Genomic DNA, 2,222 nt, shown 5'->3' with positions numbered 1-2,222 from the left:
GTGATAGCAGTCATCGACGCTCTCCACGGGACAAACGAGCACTGATGGCCTGCAACGCAATCAGCAGCGGCACGATCATCAGCAAAAAGATAAGGGTGTAGGCGCTGGCGATTTCCAGGCGCGCCGAGGCATAGCTGTCGGCCAGACCGACCGGCAAGGTTTTGGTCATCGGCGTGTGAAGCATCCACGTCAGGTTGAACTCACCCAGGCTCAAGGTGACCACCATCAGTACGCCCGCCAGAATCCCCGCCCGGCAGTTGGGTACCACCACACTGAAAAAACGCTTGATCGGCCCGGCCCCCAGGCTCGCGGCGGCCTCTTCCAGCACTGGCAGGTGCTGGCGTTGCATCACCGCCATCACCGGGCGTACCAGAAACGGCAGCGTGAACAGTACGTGACCGACAAGAATAAACAGCCAACTGCTGCGAAAGGTGCCGAACTGGCCGTAGGTCAGCAGTAACGCCAACGCACTGGCGAGCCCCGGCATCGCTACCGGCAGAACCATCAGTTCCTCGAACGCACGGCTGAAGCGGTTGTTCATGCGCACTAACGCATACGCTGCGGGCACACCCAACACACAGACGCACACCGCGCAGGCCAGCGCCAATTGCAGCGACAGCCACACCGTCGGCGAGTAGGCCTGCCACACCTGGATCAGCCAATCGAAGGTCAAGCCGCTGGACAGGCCGACAAAGAAATTGCGCGTCAACCCGGCCAACAACGACATCAACACCGGCACCAGCATGAAAGCGCACACCAGCAGGGTGAAAAGCAGTTGAATCACAAACAGCGATGAGCGCTTCACAGGACAGTCCCCGCGTTTTTAACCAGGCGTCGTGTCAGCAACAGCACCGCCCAGGTTACCGCGCCGAGCACCACCGACAGCGCGGCTGCCACGGCAAAGTTGGCGTAATTGGTGAACACGTTGTAGATCGCCACCGGTGTGACATTCAGGCGTGTACCCAGGGTGAAGGCCGTGCCGAAAGCGCCCATGGAGGTGGCAAAGCAGATGGCCCCGCAAGAAGCCAGCGCCGGCGCCAAGCCCGGCACGATCACGTCACACACCACGCGCCAATGCCCCGCGCCCAAAGAATGCGCGGCCTCCTCGAGGCTGCGATCGAGGCTTTCGCACGCAGCCATCACCGTGAGAATCACCCGTGGGATCGAAAAGTACAGGTAGCCGACAAACAACCCCGCCAACGAATAGGCAAAGATCCAGCGCTCACCGGCCAAGTGCATCCCCAGCGCCGCAAACAAGCCTTGACGCCCCGCCAACAGAATCACCAGGAAGCCCACCACCACGCCAGGAAATGCCAAGGGAAACGTGAGCAGCGCCACCAACGCCGAACGCCCGAAAAACTGCTGGCGTGCCAGAAACACACCGCTGATGCCACCGATCAACAGCGCGACCAGCGTCACCACCATCGCAAGCATCAGGGTTTGCCCAAGGCTGCCCAGGTATTGCGCGCTGCTCAGCACCTGCCAATAGCCGCTGCCGTTGCTGTCACGGCTGTCGGCGCCCAACACCACCAGGTGCGCCAACGGCAACAGCCAAAAGGCGAGCAGCACCGCAAAAGCCGGGGCCAGCGCCCAGGCCGCGTGTCGGGTCGAAGTTGCCACTTACTTGACCTCGTTGAGGTAGCGGGCGGCGAAGGCTTCCTGCACCGCGGCCATTTTCTGGTAGTCCACGACACCTGCGCGGGCGTAATCGCTGTCGGGCAAGAACTGTGCGGCGACCTCGGCCGGCATTTTCACCGGGCGCACCGGGCGCAGGTACGCCTTGGCCCACAGCGCCTGGCCCTGGTCCGAGAGCACGAAGTCGAGCACCTTCTCGGCGTTGGCGCGATGCGGCGCATTGGCCACTTGGCTCATCACATACGGCACGCTGATGCTGCCCTCTTGCGGGATCACAAAGGCAACATTGGCGTTGTCCTTGTAGCGGGCACGGTAGGCGTTGAAGTCGTAATCCACCAGGATCGGCAATTCACCGGACAGCACCCGTGCATAGGCGGTTTGCTTGGGCACGATGGGCGCGTTTTTCGCCAGTTTCTGGAAATAGTCGATGGCCGGGGCGAAGTTATCCAGGTCGCCGCCCAAGGCACGGTTGATGGCCACGGCAGACACGTAGCCGACGAATGCGCTGGAGGGGTCGAGGTAGCCGACCATGCCTTTGTATTGCGGCTTGAGCAGGTCGGCCCAGCTCTGCGGCACCGGCAAACCGC

The 2,222-nt window shown here is 62.2% G+C and carries 3 protein-coding genes; all 3 read right to left on the bottom strand.

Annotated features, from left to right (window positions below; genetic code table 11):
- Nucleotides 1–10: 10 nt before the first annotated feature.
- Nucleotides 11–805 (bottom strand): ABC transporter permease, encoded by a 795-nt coding sequence (locus FEM54_RS30935; protein ID WP_017136861.1) that lies wholly within the window; start codon nt 803–805, stop codon nt 11–13.
- Entirely contained in the window at nt 802–1,620 is an 819-nt protein-coding gene (locus FEM54_RS30930; RefSeq protein ID WP_138454108.1) for an ABC transporter permease, read from the bottom strand. The genes FEM54_RS30935 and FEM54_RS30930 overlap by 4 nt, the downstream gene beginning before the upstream one ends.
- The coding region (locus FEM54_RS30925) for an extracellular solute-binding protein (RefSeq protein WP_138454107.1) at nt 1,621–2,222 on the bottom strand (602 nt) is incomplete at its 5' end.

This window comes from Pseudomonas edaphica, assembly GCF_005863185.1.
Lineage (GTDB): Bacteria > Pseudomonadota > Gammaproteobacteria > Pseudomonadales > Pseudomonadaceae > Aquipseudomonas > Aquipseudomonas edaphica.
This window is presented reverse-complemented; position numbering and strand designations above follow the sequence as displayed.